Source organism: Niallia circulans (assembly GCF_003726095.1).
Taxonomy (GTDB): domain Bacteria; phylum Bacillota; class Bacilli; order Bacillales; family Cytobacillaceae; genus Niallia; species Niallia circulans_A.
This window is the reverse complement of the sequence record NZ_CP026031.1, coordinates 2,550,000-2,573,605: the sequence shown is the minus strand read 5'-3', so window position 1 is coordinate 2,573,605 and position 23,606 is coordinate 2,550,000. Positions and strand designations below refer to the sequence as shown.

Here is a 23,606-nt window from a genome sequence, read left to right as displayed (position 1 = left end):
AATGATAATAATGACAACAATAAATATTATTGATGCACCTTGTGGGAGAGGGAAATCGTCTTGGGCAATACAGTATATGAATGAAGCACCAGTATTCCCACATAAGTTTATATATGTAACACCTTTCTTAGAACAAGTAACAAGAATTAAGGAATCAGTGAGAAATAGAAGTTTTTATGACCCATTTGCTTCAAATGAAAAAACAAAGTTAGAAGACTTACATAGGCTATTAGGAGAAGGAAAAGATATATGTACCACACATGCTCTGTTTCAGCTTGCTAATGAGGAAACTAGAGAGCTAATTCGTATAAATGGTTATATATTAATTTTAGATGAGGTATTAAACGTTATAGAACAAATACCTCTAAGAAAAGATGATTTAAAGCTATTGGAAGATGCCAGAGCTATAAAAATTGTTGAGAAAGACAGAGGGATAAAATATATTGAATGGAATCCAGAAACATCCCACTTTGATACCAAGTATAATAAAATAAAGCAAATGGCATTATCGGGTAATCTTATGTATTGTGATAACTCAGCACTCATATGGAATTTTCCATGCGAGATTTTTTCATATTTTCAGCATGTTTTTGTTCTTACATATCTGTTTAAAGGGCAAATTCAAAAATCGTATTATGATTTACATGGAATAAAATATAAGTATTTGTCTGTTATTGAAGAAGAAGCAAGATATGAGTTAGTACCTTACGATTGTAGGATTGATGTAGATAAAGAGGAGCTGAGAAGCCTAATAAATATCTATGAGGGGAAACTCAATGATGTAGGAGATAGGAGAAATAGTCTTTCCAAAAGCTGGTTCGAGAATAGAGAATATAAAAATGCTATTAATACTTTAAAAAATAATACTAGAAACTACTTTATGAATATTTTAAGGGTCAAAGCTAATGAAGTGTTATGGACTACCATACAAGGCGCAAAAGGAAAAAATAAAAAAGGAAAGTTAATGTTAAAAGTTGCTCCACATGGTTATGTAAGTTCATTCATCTCAATGACTTTGAGAGCTACAAATCAATTTAGGGATAAGCGTAAACTTGCGTACTTAGTAAACAGATATATTAATCCTGTAGAGAAGATGTTTTTTAAACAATATGGTATAAGCATAGATGAAGATACTTGGGCGCTATCAGAGATGATACAGTGGATTTGGAGAAGTGCTATTAGGGATGGGGAATCAATTGATATCTATATACCTAGTAAACGTATGAGGCAATTATTTCAACAATATTTAAATAGTTATTGCTTTGAAGAAGTTCCTCAAGAAGTTATCTCTTCGGAATCACCAAGTGATTGGAATTTATAACTTAGGATGAAGAACGTACTAAGCCCAAATTATTTAGATAGAAAAAAGTTGATATAAAAAAATTTTTCCTTAAAGAAAAAAAGTAAGAATAAGAGATAGGACTAAAATAAATAAATTAATTAGTTATATAATTGGAAGAAATCAGTAAGTCTATAGTGAATCGGCTTGCTTTTTAAAAGCGAAGCTTTTAAAAAGACACTCACAACACGCCAGTTTTGTGAGTGCAAGTCCCTCGAAGAGGGACATAGTAAAAAATAAACAATACTATTTTATCTAGCACTTATTTTTTTCCTGATATAATAATTATTCTACATTGGTAGAGGGAATTCCCTCTACTTTTTTACAATTTTTTTCTGTAGTATAGAGGAAAAATAGAGGATAGGTTAGAAGGGGAGCATTAATGAACCCAATAAAGTTTATATATTATGTCTGTATTCTGAATATATCTTGCCTAGTAGGATTTACGTATATGGAACTTGCTTATTTAGTATTAATTAAGCACTTTTCTTCAACCTTGAATGTATTGTTGCTTATACTTGCTTGGTTATTAAATATTAAATTTAATCCAGTGCTGCGTGAATGGATTAAAAAATGGTTTGGTAAATGATTTTATTAATCAATAACAAATGCTAATTGAATCGTTAGAGAAACTTTTGTAAAAATCAATAAGTTGACAATTTTTAGTGTGTTTTTTCTAGGTCATTTTTAGAGTTAAGAGCTTCAAGATTGGCTTGTATATATTTATACGCTTAATATGGTTTTTTAGCTAAATAAAACATACATTTTATTCAGAGTAGCTAGATAAATATTCGTATTAAAACTCTGGTAAATAAAGAGTTAAGAACAGTAACATAAGATTAAAGTTGTTTCTAACCAATGATTTGCTGGCGAAAGTTGGTTTATTGACAAGAAACTATATGGAGAATAAAAGAAGGTGTCATTATGATTTGGAACTACCGAGTGATGAAATATAAAACAATCATTGATGAAGAGGAAGTTTTTAAGCATAAAATTATTGTAGTTCACTACGGGGACGATGGTAGTATTATGGGATGGGTTGATAGTGGGCATACACAACTGGAGTGGGAAAGCTATAATGATTTAGAAACTACAGTAGGTTGGTTAAGTTATGCATTTGACAAGCCAGTTCTTGTATTAATGGAAGATGAGAAGCTGGTAGAAGAGAAAGTTGATAATCTTTAATTAGTTAGTAAGTTGTTCATTATATGTATTAATATGGTAAAATAACTCTATAAAATGGAAAGGTGGAGTTAAAAGCCAGATGAAGAGTCCAGCGTATATGCTATACGAAATACTAAAAGAAGTAAATCAGCAACCACTTACAAGACAGTCTAAATATAGGGATACTTGGGGGAGCGTTTTGGATATTGACAAAGACGATACTATAGGTTTGTTAACTTCAATATCGATAATAATAGATAATTTGGCGAAGACTAAAGTGTTTATGGAAAATAATGATTATGATGAAGAAGACTATAAGTTTATTGAAAAGATAGAACGAGCATTGGGTTACGTCGATACTGATGGAAATATGGAACGATTTGTTAATAATATAGATAGTGAGACTGTATCTGTACTAAAATATATTGCAAGAGATATGAATAAAGATGAAAGATTTAATTATCCAGAGGCTAATCTTGAAGAAGTAAAATCACTCATAATAGAAGTAGATAATTTAATGGACAGTATTGTTAGTTCTAATTTACCTAAAGATATCCAATCTCTCTTGTTCAGAAACTTAACTTCAATTAGGGAAGCATTATCTTCTTATAAAGTTGGTGGGATTCAAAGTATAAGAGATGCATTGGAAAGAACTTTAGGTTCGTTAATGATAAACCACGAAAAAATTTCTTCTATAGCAAACGAGACACCTATGAAAAAAACATATTCCCTTTTAGATAAGCTTAATGCCATTGTTTCTACAGGTGTTGGTATGAAAGAATTGCTTGCTCCAGTCATGCAATTATTGATTAAATAGATTAAGCTTTAAAAGTGCTAATTCGATGCATAATTTACTTTTTGAAAGTGAACATTTTTATTTATATCATTATCCAAAAAATCTAAATTTATATTGATTATAAGACCTTCGAACTAGTACTATTAAACTAATAGAACAAGTTGGAGGTTTTTTACATTGGAAACTAAAGTAGCATATTTATCTACTTCGAAGTTAGCAACTAAACATAAGAAATCAGTAAAAGAAATGTTTAATATATTGCTGGAAAAAGAACTGGTAGAAAAAGAGGAAGAGAATTGGATGTTAACTAAAAAAGGAGAGAGTATTGGTGGAATAATTAAAAAGCATTTTAAAGCGGGAGAGTACATAGCTTGGGATGTCGAAAGGATAGAAGAAATATTAATTAAATCAACCAATGATGAAACTTATATAAATGCTACTACAATAAGTTCTCATTTTGGTATAAGCAGAAATAAAATAAACCCTATCTTTGCAGAACTAGGATTTATAGAGAAGGAAGGAAATGGATGGATAGTTACTTTACTAGGTGAAAAAAATGGAGGTAAACAGTTAAAGTATGATAGAACTGGTATTCCTTTCGTCAATTGGAAGAAATCAATATTAACCCACAAGGCAGTTCTTGAGGCTATAGAAGCAATAGGTACGAATGAGAGTAAAAAAAATGAAACTCAGGTAGAAACTAATAATGTTAATCATCATAGTATAACATTTAGGGATAAATTTGAAGCAACATATAGGACAATGGATGGTCATTATGTACGTTCTAGAGCAGAAGTTTTAATTGACAATTGGTTATACATGTACGGAATCGTTCATGCTTATGAAAGAAAGTTGCCAATTGAACAAGAGGCGTATTGTGACTTTTATTTACCATCTGGAAGAGTATATATTGAATACTGGGGACTAGAAAACGATGCTAAATACAAGCAAAGAAAAGAACGAAAATTAGAAATCTATAAAGAAAATGGTTTTAATCTGATAGAAATACAAGATGCAGATATAAAAAATCTTGATGATATTCTACCAAAAAAGCTGTTAGCTTATGGGGTAAGAATGAACTGATTCAGTAGCTCGTTGTTTTAATTTCCAGCGATTGATTTTTATAAATAAGTAAGTAGTACTTACAGAAAATAGTATTAATTACAACCAAACAAGAAAGGAATATAGGTAGTGTATGATTGACTTTTTCATCAATAGATAACTCATATTTAAATAAAATGGCTTTAACGCTAGGTTTAGCATTCTTTGGAGTACTGTTAGCGGCAATCGTAATTGGAAGGTTATTATTGCTGAAAATCCCAAGAGGGTTGGTGTCCAGAATAATGGGTGTATTAGGAGCGGTAGGATTTATATTCTTAATTGCTTTTTTAGCCGATAGACTTTTCTAAACGAGAATACTGTCTTTAATCAAAAGAAAGAAGAACCACTCTGACTCACAAACAGACAATGGTTCTTCTTCTTCTGATGATTAATTCAGTTGAATATAGACACTATTGGTCTTACTAAATGTGTTGCAGAGAACACTTAGTAACAGCCATTACTAGGTGTTCTTATTATTTTACTATTTAGCAATATTTGTGTCTAGTACACAATGGCAAGGACACTCTAAAAATGAAGAAACAACAAGTTTGCTAAAATGGATGAAAAAACAGTACAGAGTTTCCTATTAATATAAAACTATATATTATTTGCTCAAAAGTTAGTTTGTTTGGGAGGAGATTTTATTATATATTGTTACCTCTCCTAAAAATTGACTTATAGGATAGGGAAGGTTTTTTGTTAATATTCTTTTTATATCATCCATTGTTAACGAAAACCACTCACCTCTGTGGTTAAGATATTTAAAATGATTCTTTAGCAATTCATCTACTATATCAGCAAATTCACAATATATAGTAGCTATTAACTTTGTTTCAGAAGGTGTATTACATGCAATTTGTGAAAGACGTCGATTTGGTTCAACGCTTCTACCTATTTTTATTTTATTTTGGCATTCGATTAGGTAGATAAAGGCTGGATTGCTAGGATACATTTCAGGTATCGTTTGGCATTTTTCATTATTTAAATTTTTATATCTGTAATCTATCTTCTTATTATGCTCTAATGCTTCTTCTACTAATGCTAATAAATTACCGTTGTTTATTGGATATTGTTCTGTCCGACTATAACCAAAATGCGCATCTTGCTTAAACCAATCAACACGCGGAATCCATTGAAATACTTTTTTTCCTCTAATATTAAAATCAGTGTAGTTAAAGTGGACTGATGCGAAATATGCATTGCATTTCTTCGATGAGCTAGTTATATAGCAATTTAACGATAATGAGATGCTGTATAAATTAGAAAAACTACCTTTAAATATATCGATTTTTAAATCATTAAAATTTGTAGTGTGAATGGGAGATTCATTGTTGATAAAGTCGTCAAAATAGTTATGATATAGTAAAAATTTTAAATCAGGATTAGCTTTTTTAAAAAAATATCTGTATTTATTCATTCTGCTATATTCTTTAGGTAACAAAAAAAACACTCCTTCCAGTAAATTATTCTTGTATAGCAGTGACTATACCGTTATCTAGATATATGTACCGATTGCCGTAATAAACCCATTGCTCATGAATACCACTACTTGTAGTTGTTTTGTTAATATCCATGGGTTCTCCCCATGTAGAATTTCTTACTTCATCCGAAGTCATCTGTAATGAGGGACGTTCTATTATGTTCTCTTCTAGAAATTTTACATTTTCTGCGTATTCCTTGATTTCTTTCCAGCCAATAGTATGATTTTCTATATATGAATGAATTTCTTTCTCTAGTATTCCATCATAATTAGAACTAATTTTTGATAAATATAATAAATATTTATTAATATCTGGAGAGTCCTTATCAAATTCTATTCTAGCTTGAATATAATTTTTTGCGCTTGAAGTATTTTTAATATGAGTTAGTTGATTGATTTTTTCCAAACTAGATTCAAAATCCTCTTTATGTACTAATTCAATTGCTTCTTTTAAATTCTTTTCTGATATTTTTTTGTCATAAACTTCTTGTTTCTCAGTCATTTCTTCTATCAAATTATTAATATCTTCTCTGAATTCTCCATTATAATTAGTTGATAAATCCATATTAAGTTCGTCAATATTCTTAGCAAAATTTTGTTCTTTATCCTTCGATTTACTATAAAATAATTGTCCATTAGCATAGTGTTTTAATAACAATGTCTCTTTATAATCAGAAGGGAGTTTCGATAGGATTTCGTTAGCCTCTTCCCAGTTATTTTCTTTTAAAAATTCGATTGCCTTTTCAAACTTAGCTTCTTTGCCACATCCCGCAAGTAAAAAGATGAGTAGAAAGATAATAAAATATGATGGCTTTTTCATTAATTGCACCTCTAGATAATTTTTTATTTATAAGTATTCATACTGATAGTAGTTTTAATACAGCACCTTCCCTTCTTTTGAACTAATACTATAGTCTACAATTTTATTATAACAAATAATAAATGGTTTGTAGACTATAGTACGTGGAGTGCAAGGTTTTTAAATTGTGTAATTGTCTAAAAAGGAGATTTCTCTTGAAGGAAATTAAGGCAATTATGATTGGAAATGTATTAAAGTTAATTAGAAAAGATAGGGGTTTATCGCAAGAGGAAATAGCTGGTAGAACAGGTTTAGATAGAACATATATAAGCATGTTAGAGAGAAATATAAAGCAACCATCTATTACAACCATATTTTTATTAGCTGAGGCTTTAGATATTAAGCCATCTGAGTTCGTAGCAGAACTGGAAAAAGAATATAGAAATTACTTAATAAAAAGAGATACATATTAAGGAAGTCTCCAGTCACAATTTAATTCTGTGGCATAGGGACTTTTTATTTTATGGTTTAACCTTGTTCTTTTGATATGTTAAGTTAATATTAATATACCTAGTAGCATCGTATTTTTATTTATTAATAGGAGAAAAAAGGGGCAATTAGATTATTTAAGAAATGTATATAGAAAAGAGTAATGTCTTATTAGGGGGAAGTTTTATGAGCAACTTTATAGTTATGCAAGGACACACATATCAGGAAGAAAAAGATTTAGGAATTATTTGGTCTCCACAGAAAGATAAAGGTCAGAAAGTACCGCATTCATGGAAGCGTATGAAAGAAGTGAAAAAAGGGGATAGAGTGTTTCATTATGTAAAGGGGAACATTGTTGCTATTAGTATAGCGAGTGACAACTGTAAAGAAGAAAGTAAACCCCAAAGTTTGAACGGACTGAGTAAGTGGAGTAATGAGGGTTATTTAGTGAATTTAGAATATCACCAATTAGATGAGCCGATTAATATACGTCAAAGGTTTAATGAAATAAAGCCATTATTGCCAGTTAAATATTCACCTTTTCAGGAGGATGGTAATGGGAATCAAGGATATTTATATCCATGTAATGAAGAACTAGCTATAAAACTTCTTGAAATGATTAGTGAATTGAACATTTATCAAGTAAATGAGGAACAGCTAGAATTATCGATTGATGCTGTTAGAAGAACTGAACATAATCCCTTAATTCCAATAATAGTTGAAACAGAATCAGTAATGAAAACAAAAATTAGATTGGGGCAGCAAAAATTTAGGAATGGTATGTTTCCATTATGGAAAGGTCAGTGTGCATTATGTGGTATTAAACTACCCGAGGTATTAAGAGCAAGCCATTCAAAACCTTGGAAAGATAGCACAAATGAAGAACGGTTAGATCCGTATAATGGGTTATTACTTTGCTGTAATCATGATGCACTTTATGATAAAGGCCTTATCTCCCTAGATAAAAGAGGAAATTTACTTATCTCTTCTAAAATAAGTAAAGAAGAATATGAAATTTACGTATTAGTTGAAGAAACTAAGGTGTCTATCTTTCCTGAAAATAAGGAATATTTCACTTGGCATAGAAAAAATATTTTTAAAAATTGACAATTAAAAAAATGAAAAAAAGATACAACGGATTGTTTGTTATATGATAATAAATCAAAGAGGCACCTCTATTGGGTGTCTCTTTGATGATTTTATGGGTTCAATTGATATAAACGTTTATTATATTTAATGGAACTTTCAATAAATATAATTCGTATTAGAATTACGACATTCTTATTGGACTATTGTAGTAGGTTGTTGTGTATCATTTGACTACACCGTATTGATACAAAAATGATAGATTGATATAATTGTTCTAACGATGTCTCATATACATGTATCAAAAAAGAGGTGGGAATATGAAATATGGCTATGCACGTGTGTCATCTTCAGGTCAACATTTAACAGCACAAATTAAGCAACTGCAAGAAGCTGAATGTGAGTCTATTTTTAAAGAAAAGGTTAGTGGAAGAAAGACAGAAAATAGAGAGCAGTTTAAACTACTCTTAGAGACAGTAAAGGATGGAGACACAATTGTTGTAACCAAGTTAGACCGATTTGCGAGGAGTACTAAGGATGCTTTGGATACTATTGACTACATAAAAAGTAAAGGTGTCTCGCTTATAGTATTGAATATGGGGGGAGATAAGTTAGATACAGGAACAGCAATTGGAAAGCTGATGGTTACTGTTTTATCTGGCATAGCTGAATTCGAAGCAGATTTGATTAGAGAAAGACAAATCGAGGGGATTGAAGAAGCTAAGAAGAGAGGAGTATACAAAGGACGACCAAAGAAATATACAGAGAAAAACGCTAAATTAAAGCATGCTTTAGAGTTATTTAATAGCAGAAACAATGAAGGAGCAAAAATAAAGACAGTAAAAGACATTGAAGCAATAACTGGTATTAGTAGAGCGACAATATATAGGGCTATAAAAGAACAATTATAAGGAGCAAATATGATAAAAACAATATTTCATCAAAATGAACCTTATTTAGTAGTTGATGAAGAAGCTATTGATAGGGATAAAGTGAAGATTCTTAACTATCCGAACGAGTTTACTTTTAATGTACTTTCGAACCAAGTAGCAGCAGTAATAACAAGAACTCCATTTAGAGATATTAGGCTTGAACTTGAAGAAGAAGATATGGTATCAATTAAGATTTCATCTCCTTGGAAGTTGGGGTTTAAACAAAATATCTACTTACATAAGGAAAAGATAGAAGAAGAATTTATACTTTCTATTGATTTTTCATGGGATATAGAGAAATGGAAGAATATTTTTAGTGCAGAAGAGTTACTAAGTAAGTTGAGAAAATGGGCACTTGGTAGTAGTGGAAGTAGTTGGATTGCTGATATAGATGGATTTCAAGTAGATTTTATATGTGCAGCTGATGCCAATCAAGATAATATAGATAACTACTTAACTTTAGTAAATAGAATGATGGAAAATGCGATAGTTCAGCTCTTAAATGATAATAAAGAAGGTATGCTAACCACTATCTTTGATTTCCCAAAACATGTTCGTGTTCCCTGTGAACAATATCTTATTTATTTTGCAGAATTCTTGAAAGATATAGGTGTTAAAGCTACTACAGAAATAACCCATGAAGCTGGTAGCGTACTTTTTACAGTAGTGCCTGACTCAAGGGAAATAGCATTATCGAGTATTCAAGAAGCATTAGAATTATATTTGCAGTTGCCCTCAATATTAAATGATATGGCATATATGAACTATCCTAGCGAACCCCAAAATCAACAGTTAATGGCTAATGTCCAGCACTTTAAAAGTCAAATAATGCTTCTAAATGCTACTATACAACTGCAGTCTCAAACTATTGGACAACAACAAATCATGATAGACCAACAAAAAAGGTTATTGGATGCTTCAATTCTTCAAACGTCTCTTATCGCTGAATCAATTTCACAAGAAGAAGAGGATAAAGAAGAAATATTTGGAGGAGCTATGTCATTAACAAAGTTAGAGGGCAAAGGGTTTGAGGTTAATATTGCCAATATATATAGATGGTTAAAACAACGTCTAAATAATTAAAGCTAAAATTCAATCGGTTAACACATGGAGACTAATTAAAACAAGAGGATATAACGAAATAATTACTAAAAGCAACAAAGGACTCATTCATAACGAAATCTAGGCATCCTTATTTATATTAGGAGATTATAGGTGAATTATGCTCAAAAATAAAAGTGTGGAGTGAATTTTATATGATAAGATGTGTGACTGAGGGGAAGAGCATATTTGCGTCAGAATGCGAGGATGAAGCAACTAGAGTATTATCAAGGAATGGTGAGTTATTGTGTCCAAACTGTCTTAAAAAGGTAAGATATAATAATGGACCAATAAAAGGTGCATATTTTTCTCATCTTCCTAAAGCTGAATGTGTTGTTACAAATTATGAAAAGGAGACGAAACAGCATTTGCAAGGTAAAGACATTTTATACAAATGGCTGATAAGTCGATTTCCGAATGCCAAAGTAGATTTGGAAGTATATATTCCAGAAACCCATCAAATTGCTGATATATTAGTAACTCACACCTCTGGAAAACTAAAAGGGTCAGTATGGGCTTTTGAATTTCAACATAGCTCACTATCCTCAAAAGATTGGTTAGATAGGCACAATCTATATAGAGCAGCAAATATACAAGATTTTTGGATTCTTGATGCAGATGTATTTCTATTGTATTCTAATTCAAAAGACTTATATATCCAAAAAGCTCGACGTCGTAAAGACCCTGTAGAAACAATTTTTAATACAACAGGTTTTTGCTATTACTTAAAATTAGATAATCTTGAAGTTACTATTGATTTTTCATTTCGGTATGAAGATATTAGGGGTGAAGATAGGTATGGTCGAAAATTTCCTCCACAAGAGTATAAATTTCATTCCCCATTAGAGCATTCTTGTAAATTAACTGATATAAAGTTCTTATACAACGAAGAGTTTAAGTATAGCTCAATGACCTATACAGAAATCATTAATGGAAGTAATATTAGGTTTGATACTATGATTAGAAAATTTGAGAAGAAAAAACAACAAAAATGGGAGGATGAGCTTCAAGTTAGAGCGAGAAGTAAAAAAGAATTTCTTGAAAAAAAGTATGGGGAGAATTTTTCAAGTTATATGTGGTCCTTTATGAAGGCAAATAGAGAAGATATCAAGTATGATGTTTACGAGCTATCAGAAGAGGAGTTTGTTACCAAATATGAAAAATATGCAGTAAAACTTCAGAATTTCGGAGAAGAAATACTAAAGATGGAAGAAAGAAAGACGACCAATCATAATATTATACTAGAATTGTATGAAAAAAAAGAAATACTAAAGATTACTTTTCTTGAAGAGCAGCACTCTGTTGAGGATTTCTACTCAAATAAGTATTCAAAACAGATAGACATTATTAGTTATGTGCTTAGTGAATATGATTCTTTATTTGAAGAACTAATTTCACTTAATCCAAAAGTAATCAGTAATTTACTAAATGACATTAATTGGAGAATCAATCCTTATAAAAGCAATCCTACGAAATTTGATTATGCATTTGAGTATCGACGCTTTGAGACAAAAGAAGAAGTCGACGATTTGATTTCAGAAGTTAAGAAGAGATTAAGTACCCCTTTTATTGATATCTCAAAGTTGTAATAGTAAATAATTGTTTTTTTGTCAAAAAGGTAATTTGATAATCAGTATGAAAATGGCAAGATGGTATTTCTTGTTTAAAAGTAAAACTTTGGTTATAATCCAGTTATCGACATTAACAATCATATAGGATTGCAATCAACAATCATGATTGCAATTCATAATCCCTAAAAACAACTACAAACATTGATATAACAACATTCTCAAGCAATCCCTAATGGGCGGAGGATTCACCATCGACAATCCTAATGCGATTGCTTCATGTGGCTGCGGGTCTTCTTTCCGTACAGCAAAAGTGGCTGGAACACCTGAGGAGTGTTAAGAACAAGGTTTAAAATTTGAATACCGCTGCGTCATGAACACCTTATTGGTCTTCATGACGCAGCGGTGTTTTTGTTTCATTAAAAAAAGACTGAATGTAATCAGTTGTTTTTCAAAACATTTAAAGAAAACAAAAGATTATCATTAGTCTTTAGAAACGTCTATTTAAACAAAGAAGTACTGTGAAGAGGCTGTACGCGAGCTTTTGGATCCATATATGTTTTAGCGTTATTGACAGCTGTAGGGGCTTCTCCGAATCCTGTCGCTATTAATTTCACTTTTCCATCATATGTGCATATGTCTCCAGCTGCATAGATACCTGGAATATTTGTCTCCATTTTGCTGTTAACAACAATAGAGTTCTTTTGAATATCAAAGCCCCATTCCTTAATTGGGCCTAAAGAAGAAACAAATCCATAGTTTACAATGACTGCATCTACATCAATAATTTCTTTTTCCTGTGTTGTTACATTTTCAAGAATCACTTGTTTGATTTCCTCATCTCCTACTAATTCTGAAGGAATATATGGAGTTTTAATGTTTACTTTTGAATTTTTAAGGTTTTCTACACTATGTTCATGGGCACGGAATTTATCACGTCTATGTGCTAAATAAACAGTATCAGCTATAGGCTCTAGCATTAATGCCCAGTCAACAGCAGAATCTCCACCACCAAATACCATTACCCTTTTCCCTGCAAACTGATTTAAGTCATTGATAAAGTAATGAAGATTTTTTCCTTCATATTCTTTCGCTTGCTCCAACTCTAATTTACGAGGTTGGAAAGCTCCGTTTCCAGCTGTAATAATAATAGTTTTGGAGTAATGGACTTCTTTATCAGTAGTAATTTTGAATATACCATCACCTTGTTTCTCCACTGTTTGAACAGCTTGTTCTAGTACGATAGACTGTTCAAATTTTTTCATTTGCTCTTCTAAATTATCGACTAACTCTTGAGCACGAATTTTTGGAAATCCAGCAATGTCATATATATATTTTTCGGGATAAAGTGCTGTAAGCTGACCGCCAAGGGTAGGGAGACTCTCAATAATTTTAACGGTTGCTTGTCTCATCCCTCCATAAAAAGCAGTGAACATGCCTACAGGTCCACCACCGATAACAGTAATATCATAAATGGTTTGATTTTCTTCCAATTTTCCTAAACCCTCCTAATAAAGATCAATTCTACAAGCTATCATATCATAATGATTATGATTTCTCACTTTTTAAATCTTCCAATTTTGAAAGATATCTAGGCCACCATCCTACTCATAAATTTTATAAAATATAAAATTTTCAATTTTTAACTTTTATTGGTAATGGTATAATTCAGAAAAATAATGTAAAAATTATCGATTAGAAGCTTTTAATCGATATTTTTTTGTATTTTTTTGGTATTTTACTAGGGGGAAAGTTCTGGTTTTTACCTTTTTATGAATAAATTCTTTGAATATGGGAAATGAATAGTTTTGGGAGGAGTGAAAAATATGAATTTTTATAAAAAGTTTTTTAGAAGAGTAGGAATGGTTCTACTTTTTATGGCAGCACTACTAACCACGTTCCAATCGATTTCAGGTGTTAAGGCGAGTTCGATAAATTTAAGTACTAACGAACATGCTCAGGTAAGTAAGAATCCAGATCATATTGATCATACAATAAAGCAAATGAGTGTAGCATTAAAAAGCTTTAAAAAGGCATTGGCGGAAAAAACACAAATTTCATCCAGTAAAGAGGTTGCAGGTAAACCACCTTCACTAGAAAATATGAAAGATTGGTCACAATATCCGACAAAGCGAGTGATCGCAACAGGCTATACAGCTGGATATGAGTCAACTGGCAAGAATCCAGGCCATCCACAATTCGGTATTACTTATTCAGGCGTAAAAGTAAAAAGAGATTTATATAGTACCATTGCTGCTGATACTAGTGTATTTCCAATTGGAACTATTCTTTTTATCCCTGATTATGGATTTGGGGTTGTCGCCGATACTGGTTCAGCCATTAATGGCAATAGATTAGATTTATACTATGAAACCGTACAAGATGTATATAGTCAATGGGGCAAGAAAACAATAGATGTATACATAGTGGAAATGGGTAAAGGCAAACTAACAGAAGAAACGTTAAGTGCATTAAATGAAGAAGAATCTATGCAAGTATTCCGTCAACAGTATACAAAAGCAGAAAACAAATAATTACATACTTAATTAACAAGTAAAAAGGATATCCTAAAATCAAAGTCCTAACAAAAAATTGTTAGTTGATTTTTAGGATATCCTTCTTTTTTTAGAATAAATATAACTGCTTTTGAATAGCTTAAACAGTTTTTATTTGGATTTATTCATAAAGGGAAGGTTAATAAATTAGCATATGTAAAACAAGCGTCAATACAATTCCGGTTAGTCCACCAAAAAATACTTCTATCGGTTTATGTCCTAACAATTCCTTTAATTCTTTTCTTTTTTCCTGTTCTGGTTTGTTTTGCCACCCTTTTGCATCATTTAAAAACTTATTAAAATCGTTTACTAAGCGATTTAAAACAATTGCTTGTTCTCCTGCCTGTCTTCTAACACCTGTAGCATCAAACATTGTGATTATCGCAAAAATAGCAGCAACCGCAAAGATCGGTGAATCAAAGCCTGTTTGCAGAGCCACACCAGTAGACAGAGCAGTTACAGCTGCTGAGTGAGAACTTGGCATTCCTCCTGTACTTGTTAACAAAGACCAGTCAATTTTTTTTGTAACAAAATAAGTGATTGGCACTTTGACAAATTGCGCAAAAAAGATTGCAGCCAAACTTGCAAGTAAAGGAAAGTTAGCTAGTAGTTCCATAAAAACACCTCATCATTCTGTGAAAAATATGTACTTTTAGTATGTATACCTTATTTAACGCATTATTAATCTTTCATATAAGGAGAATTAATGGAAATAAGGAGGTAGACAGTGGAGTTAGATATAGGGTAAAAATGAATTTTATTCTGTGTTATTTGCTTTCAAAGCCATGGAAAAACAAAATGCGATTCATTTTTAAATGGGTGAGAGCAATTTTCAATGCTCACTTTGCTTTTCCACTTATCTTATTATAACATAACCAAATATCGAGCTTTCTACTTAAATTCGAAAAAACTTTTTATATTTTGGTATCTATTATAAGAAAGTTGTTTTTCAAAATAAATTATAGCTCATCTTTAGGAATGCAGCTTTATCATTTAGAATTGAATGATGTAAATTTAATTAGATATACGAAATGATAAATAAATTCGTTATAATAGAAGAAGAAATAGAATGGAGGAATTGATTATGTTTTCATATCAGAAAGAATGGGATTTTCAAAATAATCATGAAAGTATTATTATTGGATTATTTGATAAGTCTATTAAATTAGAAGGTCAGCTGCAATTACTAGACGAACAGTTTGAAGGAGAATTAAACAGTTTAGTAAAAGATGGAGATATTTCAGCAAAGAAAAAGTCCGTTACGGTGATACATACTTTTGGAAAAATTGGAGCAAAAAGAATTATTTTTGTTGGATTAGGAAAAAAGAAAGAACTTTCCTTTGATGAGTTAAAAGCAATCTTTGGAGCAACTTTCAAACGTATTACTAGTGAAAAGTGGGTGGAAACAGCTGTATACTTAGATTCCTTTATATCAGAGGAAAATGATGCACAAGATGTTGCTCATGCATGCAGTGAAGCGTTTGGTCTTGCTACCTATGAGTTTTCAGGTTATAAACAAAAATCAAATGAACCAGAAAAAAAGATTACAGAAATTACGGTTTATAGCCATGCAGAGCAAGAGGAAGTTTTGTCATCGCTAACAGTAGGGTATGTATACGGACAGGCGACAAATTCTGCACGTACGCTAGTTAACTTGCCAGGAAATATGTTAAAAGCAGCAGATCTAGCTAATTATGCACTAGAATTAGCAGAAAAATATGGCTTTGAGGCAGAAATATTAGAGAGAGAAGATATGTTAAAGCTTGGTATGGGGGCAATGCTTGCTGTGAACCAAGGTTCGACAGAGCCTCCTAAAATGATTGTGCTGAAATACCAGGGAAAAGATAACTGGGAAGATGTCATCGGCTTAGTCGGAAAAGGGATTACGTTTGATACAGGTGGCTATTCTATTAAGCCAAAAACAGGTATTGTCGGTATGAAAACGGATATGGGCGGTGCGGCAGCAGTTCTTGGAGCAATGGAGATTATTGGAGAATTGAGACCAGAACAAAATGTCGTTGCAGTTATTCCATCTACTGATAATATGATAAGTGGTAATGCGTTTAAACCAGATGATGTTATCACATCAATGAGTGGAAAAACAATTGAGGTATTAAATACAGATGCAGAAGGTCGCTTAGTTTTAGCAGATGCAGTAACTTACGCAAAACATCATGGCGCTGACTACCTTGTAGATGTTGCAACCCTTACAGGTGGAGTAATTACTGCTTTAGGAATGGAAACGACAGGTGCAATGACAAATAATGAATCTTTATTTGAACAAGTGTTAGAAGCTTCCTATGAAGCAGGGGAACAAATGTGGAGACTGCCTATTTTCGAGAGTCATAAGAAATTAGTGCGCAATAGTCCGATTGCAGATTTAAATAATTCACCAGGTGCCGCTGGTCATGCAATTATGGGTGGGGCCTTTATCGGCGAATTTGCAGAGGAAACACCATGGGTGCATTTGGATATTGCTGGAACGTCTACCCAAAGTAAAGCTACTGATTTAGGAAATCCAGGCGGAACAGGCGCTATGACTAGAACATTAGCATTGTTTGTGGAAAGATTTGAAAGTACAAAGTAGAAAGTTTTATTAAAATATAATATAAAAAATTACAGACCCCATTTTATTAATTTGATGGGGTCTGTAATTTTTTATAAGGGGGTGCTGTGCGCTTGCAGCCACTTTTCCATTGGTTCTGGCATATGGGAACTCGCAACGAGACCAGCATGCCCGCCCTCAAATAAAACAAAGGATTTATCTTGACTTGAAACAAGATCCATAATTGGTTCGCAGAGAGAACTTGGAACAAGTGGATCATTCTTGGTGGAAAATACGAGTAAATTAGAGTGAATGTTCGCCAAATCAACCTCTTCCCCGTTGATTGTTAATCCACCCTCAATCATCTTATTGTCCCTGACATAGTCATTCATAAGTTGTTTAAATGTTGCACCAGCTACAGGGATATGATCAAGTGTCCATTTGTTCATTCTTGCCCATTTTTCCGAGTATTTATCTTCGCCAGAACGATTCAAAAGTGCTAAATAATGACTGAATGACAGGGGAGCAACAAGTAACCTAGTACCATATTTAACCGATTCAGGAGGAACAATTCCCATTTTATCGATTAATTCCTCAAGGTGCAGTTCATTTTCGCGAAGGGCATTCAGCCACTTATCATAGTCCGGAAAATCGGAAAAATTAATTGGAGACACGGCAAGAATTAAGTTTTTAATATAACGATTATCTAATGCGGCAAATATGCTGGCAAGTGTTCCTCCTAAACAAAAACCAATGACAGTAAAGGAATCGGAATTAGCATGTCGCATCGCTCGTTTAAAACCTGGTTGAATATACTTTGTTATATAATCATCAATGGTTAAATGACGATCTTCATATGCAGGGATTCCAAAATCAATTAAATACGTATCATACCCTGCGTTATTAAATGCCTCAATTAAACTCATGGAGGGACCTAAATCAAGAATATATGGTTTATTTACGATCGAATAAATAAGGAAAATCGACTCTTTATATTTTCTTTCTTTAGAAGGGTAATACCATAAAGTTGCTTTGTTTTTTTTCCAGATGGCATATTTTTCTGACTGTCCAACGGCAGGATCGTACGATAAGGTATGAATAAATTTAGCTATACTTTTTTTTGCCATATTATATCGCCTGATTGGAAAAAGTAGAAAAGCTGAGTTCGTCTTTTTGTGAATCCAATTGTTGTTTTGCTTGTGTCAATTCATTTTGAAGTGTGGAAATACGTTGTTCTTGTTCAGTAATAATAGTTGTCAATTGATTAGAGTAATCATCAGAAGGATTCATGTTTAGTTGTTCTATTAATTGTTTGACTTCTTTCATCATTGTCGTTAATTCAAATAACTGATCATCAAGATTATCGATTTTTTCTTCTGATTGAAGAATTAATTGGGTTGCATTTGCAAGGTCTGTTTTAGTAGGTAGATTCATATAATTACTTAATTGCTCTGTATAGGTTTGAATTCGATCTATTTTGTTTGTTAATGGATTTGTTTTTGAAGTCGTGAAATCAATGATGGACATTTGATTTAAGCTTTTTTTAATACGGTTATTTAACTGATATTGTAATAATGTTCCACCTTTCTTTAATAACTCATAAAAATCGATTGTAACGTGTGCCATTTTCCTATCCCTCTTTCTTTTCTTTTTTAGTGAACATCCTAAAGTCTATTTAAAGACTCACTTTTTTATAAACTGGAGGAAAGTCCACCATCAATGGCAATTGTTTGTCCAGTGATATAATTGGAAGATTCTCCAGCCAAGAGCAGAATAATTCCATCTAAATCACTTAATTCCCCTAAGCGCCTTGCTGGAATTCCAGCAGTAATTTGTTTTTTATAATCTTCTAAGCTAGTCGTAATACTTGTAGGGAAAAATCCTGGCGCAATCGCATTTACTTGGATATTATATCGAGCTAACTTAATAGCTAATTCTTTGGTTAATGTAATGAGTGCCCCTTTACTAGTGTTATACGCGATTGCATCTAATAAGTGTGGCGGAGTTCCGTTAAATGCAGTAACAGAAGAAATATTAATTATTTTTCCCTTTTTTTGTTCTACCATTTTTTTTGCAGCTGCCTGTGAAAATAAAAAAGAGCCTTTGAGATTAACATCCAGTACTTTATCCCATTTCTCTTCGGGATAATCAAGAAAAGGTGCCATCCAGGAAGTTCCGCTGTTATTAATTAAGATATCTATTGTTTGGAATTTGGCGATTGTTTGACTAATAACATGGTCTATATCCTCTTTTTTGGATACATCGCATGGAAGGGCTAATACCTTTATCCCTTTATCTTGTAATTTAGCAGCAGTTTTTGTACACTGTTCTAAGTTTCTGGAACAAATGACAATATTAGCTCCAGCTTCACCTAGTGTTTTAGCCATTTGTTCTCCTAACCCTCGACTCCCCCCTGAGATAATTGCCGTCTTATTCGTGAAATCAAAAAGTGAATTCATTTTCTTTACCATTCCTCCTGCGACATCTATTCCATATAGTATAGACAAGCAATGACCTAAGCGTGAATAAATTAATGGAATTACCTATGCCTATCCTGCCTTTTTTATCAACAAAAAAGCATTTATTTATTTATAAAATTAGGTCAAGCTTATTTCTGGGGGATAACATTAGATTATAAGATTGACCCTGCTATATAGTCGCAAGAAAGAATATAAATTATAGGAGGAAATCAAATGAATATATTTTTTTAATTGCAACGTTAGTAGGGTTAGTTTGGTTTTTTACGATTTTTTTTAAGAGTATTAAGAAATTTAAAAACACACAATGCTAAAATGTTTAGCATTGTGTGTTTAATAGTAAGCGTAATATTCTTCCCACATGTTCATACACCATAAATTTTGAAATAATCTCTTCAAAAATATTTGAGGAGGATTTTTCATGACTAGAATCCATAATTTAGAACTACGAAAAAAACGGGAACAAAGAATTTCTGACTACAAATCTAGTGGTCAATCCCAAGTTAAATGTTGTGAGGACAATGGGATAAGTTATCAGCAATTTGGATATTGGAAGAAAAAGATTAAAGATCAAAGTACGGAGAAAATAAATAATTCTTGGGTTCCAGTAATCATTGAGGAACCTAGAACTTCACCAACTAGAGACATATCATCTTCTCTTTTATGAATTAATAACAATTCTAATGTTCTAATCTTTGCCGAGTTAACCCTCGAAGAGCGTTTGGATCATGTCTATAATCGTAAGTGTCTTTATGGATATTTAACTTCTCCTCACCGATTACTACTTGGTCGTTCGTTACCCATTCCACATATGGATCATAATCGAATCGATTAAAGTAAATGGTTTTTTCCTTATTCTTATTTAAATCAACCAAGACTGCTTTTGCATTCTCACCATAAATACCGGTAAAATGATAAGTTTTTATAGAGTATTTACCGTTTGGCGATACAATATTAGTATTCATTTCTCCGGACGGGAGATAATCCAAATTATAATATTGATTGTAGTAGAGAATGCCAGTAACTACTAAAAAAGAAAGAGTAAAGAAAAATGTTTTTCGAGGGAATAGGTATTTCCCTTTTTTCCATTTAACCATTTTTACAAATAGGACAACAAGAAAAATTATAGATACTAGTGATATGATAAAAAATGATAGAAATAAGGCCAAATATAATATTTCATTCATTATAGTTCACTCCCAATTCCTCAATCTTAATCTTAAAGATTTTATAATAACGATGTTAATTAACATTTCAAACAGGTTCTCTTCTCCTTAGTAAATTTTAAAAATTACAATTTACTTTTTTTGAAATGAATTAGCGTGATCATATCCCCTTCTAATTGCATCTTTCGCTTGAGCATCATCCGGTTTCTGATTTTTTCCTAATCCAACCAAATCTCCGCCAATCAAAAGTACTGTTTTGTTAAAAACAACCCTACCTGTATATCCGTAGTTGTAATTACCTAACCACTTACTATTATGAGTTTCAGTACTTCCGTTCGGTAAAACCATTGAGAAAGTTTTATACCAAGGAGAAAAACCCTTGACAACTTTGTAATCCCATGCTCCACCTTCTCTTACCTTACCAACCCAATATGCTCTAGCTATGGTTACTCTACCAACAGTATTGATACTATTAACAGCTCTGTAATTTTTGTCCATCATAGTCTTTACATCGAGAACTGTAGCCATAGTAGAGATTGGTCCAGAAAGACCAAGGCTTTTCTCTATTTGATAATTCTGGTAAACCTTTTCGGTAATTTCTTCATCGGGTAAAAATGTTATTTGTAAATTCTCATCGTACCAAGCTATACCTTCGCCAACAGCGAAATTTGCTGATTCAATTCTCTTCTTATAATCATCAAATAGCGATGAATCAATCTCTAAGTTGTTGGCATCTTGACTGATAATCAGTTTTTTATCATCATTTAGACTTATTAATTCTTTATTCAAAAGCATATTATGCAATTCTTCGATAGTTTTTACTTCATTAGAATTATTGGCTAGTGCTGGAGTGGATAGTAACAAGAAACCAAACATTAATGCTAATGCTAGTGCGATTTTTTTCAAATCCTCATCTCCCTAGTTTGTTTTTTGGAGAAGAGAACCTGTTTCAAATATTCATTCTTGTTTAAGGATGGGGATTCGAGGTGAGAAAATACTATAAATCTATTTTAATACCAATATAGTCATGCGTCTACCAAAATTGTTATTTTTTTCAAATATATATATTTATTTAAGATAAAGTCACTTTCCTCAATATGGAAATGTGTTTTTTATCTCATTTAATGAGAGTCCAATCTCTTTCTAAAATGCCATTTTAGCCTTGAAATAAAGTTTGATTAAAAAATGTTATTGACTCCTTATTTATCTTCGCAACTTTCTTCAAAACATCGTATCTTTATTTTATTACTTAAAAACTCATATATGTTTGGCCGCTTAATGTAATTGATTCTTTAATTTGATAAAATTTCATTTTATTTAGTTGTTCTAGAGTACTAACACAGAATCCAACCCCTGGATTATCCTCAAATAATGAAAAATCTCCTTGCTTCATTTCACAAAAAGGACAATGATTCATTAAATACCCATTTCCCATCATCTTCGTATAATCCATATTCACATAACCTTCAGAAATATTTTCCATGTGTTTGGCAGCCTGTTTGTCTATAAACCTAATATATGATACAAATGAAGGTTGCTCTATTTTATCCCATACCCAATCTCTTTCTAAATCTTCAGTATCTAAGGAATAGTATTCATTTAGAAAAATAGAAAAAACCGGAATCCTCTTTTTGCATTTCCAACAATCTATAACAGTTTCGGCTATAAAATATTCATTAGCTTTTATATCATTAATAGTAAGATACCACTTTTGAAAGTCATTTAGGTTTACCCCTTCTGGAATATACCAACTTTTCAATTTTGGATCCCACTTTGCTCCATTGCTTTTAACTTCTTCTTTTTCTGAATAAGGGATACTTAAGTATATTCTTTTATTCATTTCTTCACCTTCATATTAATTAATAGAGAAAGTCTATACTTGCTAGTTAAGTATTTGATCGCTCACATTATAGAAAGAATAAATTTGAAATTTCGACCAAAAAAGAGAAACTTATCTACTTAGAAGAACTTTTATAATTGAGTACTTAAAAAAATATGTTAGTGTATTATTCGTTAAAGACAATTAACATAGGCAAGTTATATCTCTTCTGCTTATTTTAATTTTTCTTATAATTTCTTTCAATTTAATTTTTCTTATAATTTCTTTCAATTTAATTTTTTATAAACCAATCTAGTAATTTAGTTAACAAGTTTAAATTAAATATATATAATAGTAAAAACTTTCTTCTTATCTTCTAATAACCATGTAAATTAGGCTATTTTGTTGAACTAGTAAGAAAGATTTTTTAATAGCATTTTCGTTTATTTATTTAAACTAATGTTTAATTTATTTTTTCGATATTTTTTTCTCTTTTTTTAAAATTCTATACTTCCTATTATATGTTTCAATTTAGGATTTAGGACAAATACGCTGTTCTCTTTTATTTTTAATATTTCACTGAATATATTTCTCCTTACTGTACAATTGCAATCTAATTTCTTGTAGTCAATAAAGAACTTTTCTTTTTTATATTACATTGTGCCTTCTTCTGATAGGAAACGCTTTGTACTATGTCCAAACGAATTAACATGCTCTATCACAAATTCCCCATTTTTCATATAAATTTTTAATTTTCTCATCATGTTTCTTCCTTAAAATGAGCCAAAGCTAATTCCCTAAAATAAGCAGACATAGATTTTAAATCGCTCTCTTTAATATCGCTCTTTATTTTGCCCCATATATCGTCAGGAAGGGTTATAGACACCTTTTTAGTAACTCCCATAGACGGACGCCCCACATTTTCCTTTCATATTTTCTGTAGAGTACCATAATTTAAAATATCAGTATAAAAGTTACGGTTTTTACTTTTCTTGTTATTAATCCTATAAATCGGTATATTCTATGAACGTAGTAAGAAGAGTTCTATTTAGTTTAATAGCAAAATCAAAATCCAACCAAATCTCTTTTTTGTTAATAAATAGCTTAGTAGTGGATAGTATATAGTAAATGGAATTAAGAATGGTATAACCTTCTTTAAATTCTATAACAAAATACCTTAACAGAGTTT

At 31.5% G+C, this 23,606-nt stretch carries 25 protein-coding genes and 1 pseudogene; 15 read left to right on the top strand and 11 right to left on the bottom strand.

The window, feature by feature from the left end:
* Position 1: 1 nt before the first annotated feature.
* The 6 genes from C2I06_RS12580 to C2I06_RS12560 all read left to right on the top strand — a co-directional run bounded on the left by C2I06_RS12580 (position 2) and on the right by C2I06_RS12560 (position 4,708).
* Positions 2 to 1,321: a hypothetical protein gene (locus tag C2I06_RS12580; protein WP_164463687.1), complete on the top strand. Its 1,320-nt coding sequence runs from the start codon at positions 2 to 4 to the stop codon at positions 1,319 to 1,321.
* A 400-nt stretch (positions 1,322 to 1,721) separates the two neighbouring features.
* The gene (locus tag C2I06_RS25030; protein ID WP_164463685.1) at positions 1,722 to 1,928 is read left to right on the top strand and encodes a hypothetical protein; all 207 of its coding nucleotides are present in this window, start codon (positions 1,722 to 1,724) and stop codon (positions 1,926 to 1,928) included.
* A gap of 335 nt (positions 1,929 to 2,263) precedes the next feature.
* Positions 2,264 to 2,524 carry a hypothetical protein gene (locus C2I06_RS12575; RefSeq protein ID WP_123258138.1) on the top strand — a complete coding sequence of 87 codons (261 nt, stop codon included), beginning with the start codon at positions 2,264 to 2,266 and terminating at the stop codon, positions 2,522 to 2,524.
* A 79-nt stretch (positions 2,525 to 2,603) separates the two neighbouring features.
* Positions 2,604 to 3,320 (top strand): hypothetical protein, encoded by a 717-nt coding sequence (locus C2I06_RS12570; protein WP_123258137.1) that lies wholly within the window; start codon positions 2,604 to 2,606, stop codon positions 3,318 to 3,320.
* Positions 3,321 to 3,476: 156 nt separating this feature from the next.
* A complete protein-coding gene (locus C2I06_RS12565) occupies positions 3,477 to 4,382 on the top strand; it encodes a glycerol kinase (protein WP_123258136.1) in 906 nt (301 codons plus the stop codon).
* A 116-nt stretch (positions 4,383 to 4,498) separates the two neighbouring features.
* Positions 4,499 to 4,708, top strand: coding sequence for a hypothetical protein (locus C2I06_RS12560; protein ID WP_123258135.1), 210 nt, complete (start codon positions 4,499 to 4,501; stop codon positions 4,706 to 4,708).
* A gap of 311 nt (positions 4,709 to 5,019) precedes the next feature.
* Here C2I06_RS12560 and C2I06_RS12555 read toward each other — a convergent pair whose 3' ends face one another.
* Entirely contained in the window at positions 5,020 to 5,841 is an 822-nt protein-coding gene (locus tag C2I06_RS12555) for a GIY-YIG nuclease family protein (RefSeq protein WP_123258134.1), read from the bottom strand.
* 22 nt (positions 5,842 to 5,863) lie between these two features.
* Positions 5,864 to 6,700, bottom strand: a complete 837-nt coding sequence (locus C2I06_RS12550) for a hypothetical protein (RefSeq protein WP_123258133.1) — start codon at positions 6,698 to 6,700, stop codon at positions 5,864 to 5,866.
* Positions 6,701 to 6,894: 194 nt separating this feature from the next.
* Here C2I06_RS12550 and C2I06_RS12545 point away from each other — a divergent pair, with 194 nt between their 5' ends.
* From C2I06_RS12545 to C2I06_RS12520, 6 genes and pseudogenes are all read left to right on the top strand, one after another.
* Positions 6,895 to 7,152 (top strand): helix-turn-helix domain-containing protein, encoded by a 258-nt coding sequence (locus C2I06_RS12545; protein ID WP_249928305.1) that lies wholly within the window; start codon positions 6,895 to 6,897, stop codon positions 7,150 to 7,152.
* A 202-nt stretch (positions 7,153 to 7,354) separates the two neighbouring features.
* Positions 7,355 to 8,275, top strand: a complete 921-nt coding sequence (locus tag C2I06_RS12540; protein WP_123258132.1) for an HNH endonuclease — start codon at positions 7,355 to 7,357, stop codon at positions 8,273 to 8,275.
* A gap of 299 nt (positions 8,276 to 8,574) precedes the next feature.
* Complete coding sequence (locus C2I06_RS12535) at positions 8,575 to 9,165, top strand: recombinase family protein (RefSeq protein WP_123258131.1); 591 nt, start codon at positions 8,575 to 8,577, stop codon at positions 9,163 to 9,165.
* A 9-nt stretch (positions 9,166 to 9,174) separates the two neighbouring features.
* Positions 9,175 to 10,269 carry a hypothetical protein gene (locus C2I06_RS12530; RefSeq protein ID WP_123258130.1) on the top strand — a complete coding sequence of 365 codons (1,095 nt, stop codon included), beginning with the start codon at positions 9,175 to 9,177 and terminating at the stop codon, positions 10,267 to 10,269.
* Between the two features lie 155 nt (positions 10,270 to 10,424).
* Positions 10,425 to 11,876, top strand: coding sequence for a competence protein CoiA (locus C2I06_RS12525; protein WP_164463684.1), 1,452 nt, complete (start codon positions 10,425 to 10,427; stop codon positions 11,874 to 11,876).
* 202 nt (positions 11,877 to 12,078) lie between these two features.
* Positions 12,079 to 12,195: pseudogene (locus C2I06_RS12520) on the top strand (iron-sulfur cluster assembly accessory protein); the annotation flags it as partial.
* A gap of 160 nt (positions 12,196 to 12,355) precedes the next feature.
* Here C2I06_RS12520 and C2I06_RS12515 read toward each other — a convergent pair.
* Positions 12,356 to 13,348: an NAD(P)/FAD-dependent oxidoreductase gene (locus C2I06_RS12515; RefSeq protein ID WP_095330514.1), complete on the bottom strand. Its 993-nt coding sequence runs from the start codon at positions 13,346 to 13,348 to the stop codon at positions 12,356 to 12,358.
* 333 nt (positions 13,349 to 13,681) lie between these two features.
* Here C2I06_RS12515 and C2I06_RS12510 point away from each other — a divergent pair, with 333 nt between their 5' ends.
* Positions 13,682 to 14,389 carry a 3D domain-containing protein gene (locus C2I06_RS12510; protein ID WP_123258128.1) on the top strand — a complete coding sequence of 236 codons (708 nt, stop codon included), beginning with the start codon at positions 13,682 to 13,684 and terminating at the stop codon, positions 14,387 to 14,389.
* A 160-nt stretch (positions 14,390 to 14,549) separates the two neighbouring features.
* Here C2I06_RS12510 and C2I06_RS12505 read toward each other — a convergent pair whose 3' ends face one another.
* On the bottom strand, positions 14,550 to 15,026 hold the full coding sequence (locus C2I06_RS12505) for a divergent PAP2 family protein (protein ID WP_123258127.1): 477 nt from the start codon (positions 15,024 to 15,026) through the stop codon (positions 14,550 to 14,552).
* 468 nt (positions 15,027 to 15,494) lie between these two features.
* Between C2I06_RS12505 and C2I06_RS12500 the strand changes: the two genes are divergently transcribed.
* Positions 15,495 to 16,997: a leucyl aminopeptidase gene (locus C2I06_RS12500; protein WP_123258126.1), complete on the top strand. Its 1,503-nt coding sequence runs from the start codon at positions 15,495 to 15,497 to the stop codon at positions 16,995 to 16,997.
* Between the two features lie 71 nt (positions 16,998 to 17,068).
* Here C2I06_RS12500 and C2I06_RS12495 read toward each other — a convergent pair whose 3' ends face one another.
* The 3 genes from C2I06_RS12495 to C2I06_RS12485 all read right to left on the bottom strand — a co-directional run bounded on the left by C2I06_RS12495 (position 17,069) and on the right by C2I06_RS12485 (position 19,414).
* Positions 17,069 to 18,082 (bottom strand): alpha/beta fold hydrolase, encoded by a 1,014-nt coding sequence (locus tag C2I06_RS12495; protein WP_095330527.1) that lies wholly within the window; start codon positions 18,080 to 18,082, stop codon positions 17,069 to 17,071.
* A gap of 1 nt (position 18,083) precedes the next feature.
* Entirely contained in the window at positions 18,084 to 18,581 is a 498-nt protein-coding gene (locus C2I06_RS12490; protein ID WP_095330529.1) for a hypothetical protein, read from the bottom strand.
* 65 nt (positions 18,582 to 18,646) lie between these two features.
* A complete protein-coding gene (locus C2I06_RS12485; RefSeq protein WP_095330531.1) occupies positions 18,647 to 19,414 on the bottom strand; it encodes a glucose 1-dehydrogenase in 768 nt (255 codons plus the stop codon).
* Between the two features lie 439 nt (positions 19,415 to 19,853).
* On the opposite strand from C2I06_RS12485, the gene tnpA reads away from it, so the two are divergent.
* Positions 19,854 to 20,099 (top strand): IS66 family insertion sequence element accessory protein TnpA, encoded by a 246-nt coding sequence (gene tnpA, locus C2I06_RS12480; protein WP_095330533.1) that lies wholly within the window; start codon positions 19,854 to 19,856, stop codon positions 20,097 to 20,099.
* A 13-nt stretch (positions 20,100 to 20,112) separates the two neighbouring features.
* Here tnpA and C2I06_RS12475 read toward each other — a convergent pair whose 3' ends face one another.
* From C2I06_RS12475 to C2I06_RS12460, 4 genes are all read right to left on the bottom strand, one after another.
* Positions 20,113 to 20,619, bottom strand: a complete 507-nt coding sequence (locus C2I06_RS12475) for a DUF5412 family protein (protein ID WP_123258125.1) — start codon at positions 20,617 to 20,619, stop codon at positions 20,113 to 20,115.
* A gap of 111 nt (positions 20,620 to 20,730) precedes the next feature.
* On the bottom strand, positions 20,731 to 21,504 hold the full coding sequence (locus tag C2I06_RS12470; protein WP_095330536.1) for a polymorphic toxin type 44 domain-containing protein: 774 nt from the start codon (positions 21,502 to 21,504) through the stop codon (positions 20,731 to 20,733).
* Positions 21,505 to 21,847: 343 nt separating this feature from the next.
* The gene (locus C2I06_RS12465; RefSeq protein ID WP_123258124.1) at positions 21,848 to 22,438 is read right to left on the bottom strand and encodes a DUF5710 domain-containing protein; all 591 of its coding nucleotides are present in this window, start codon (positions 22,436 to 22,438) and stop codon (positions 21,848 to 21,850) included.
* 739 nt (positions 22,439 to 23,177) lie between these two features.
* Positions 23,178 to 23,321, bottom strand: a complete 144-nt coding sequence (locus C2I06_RS12460; RefSeq protein ID WP_095330540.1) for a CopG family transcriptional regulator — start codon at positions 23,319 to 23,321, stop codon at positions 23,178 to 23,180.
* Positions 23,322 to 23,606 lie beyond the last annotated feature (285 nt).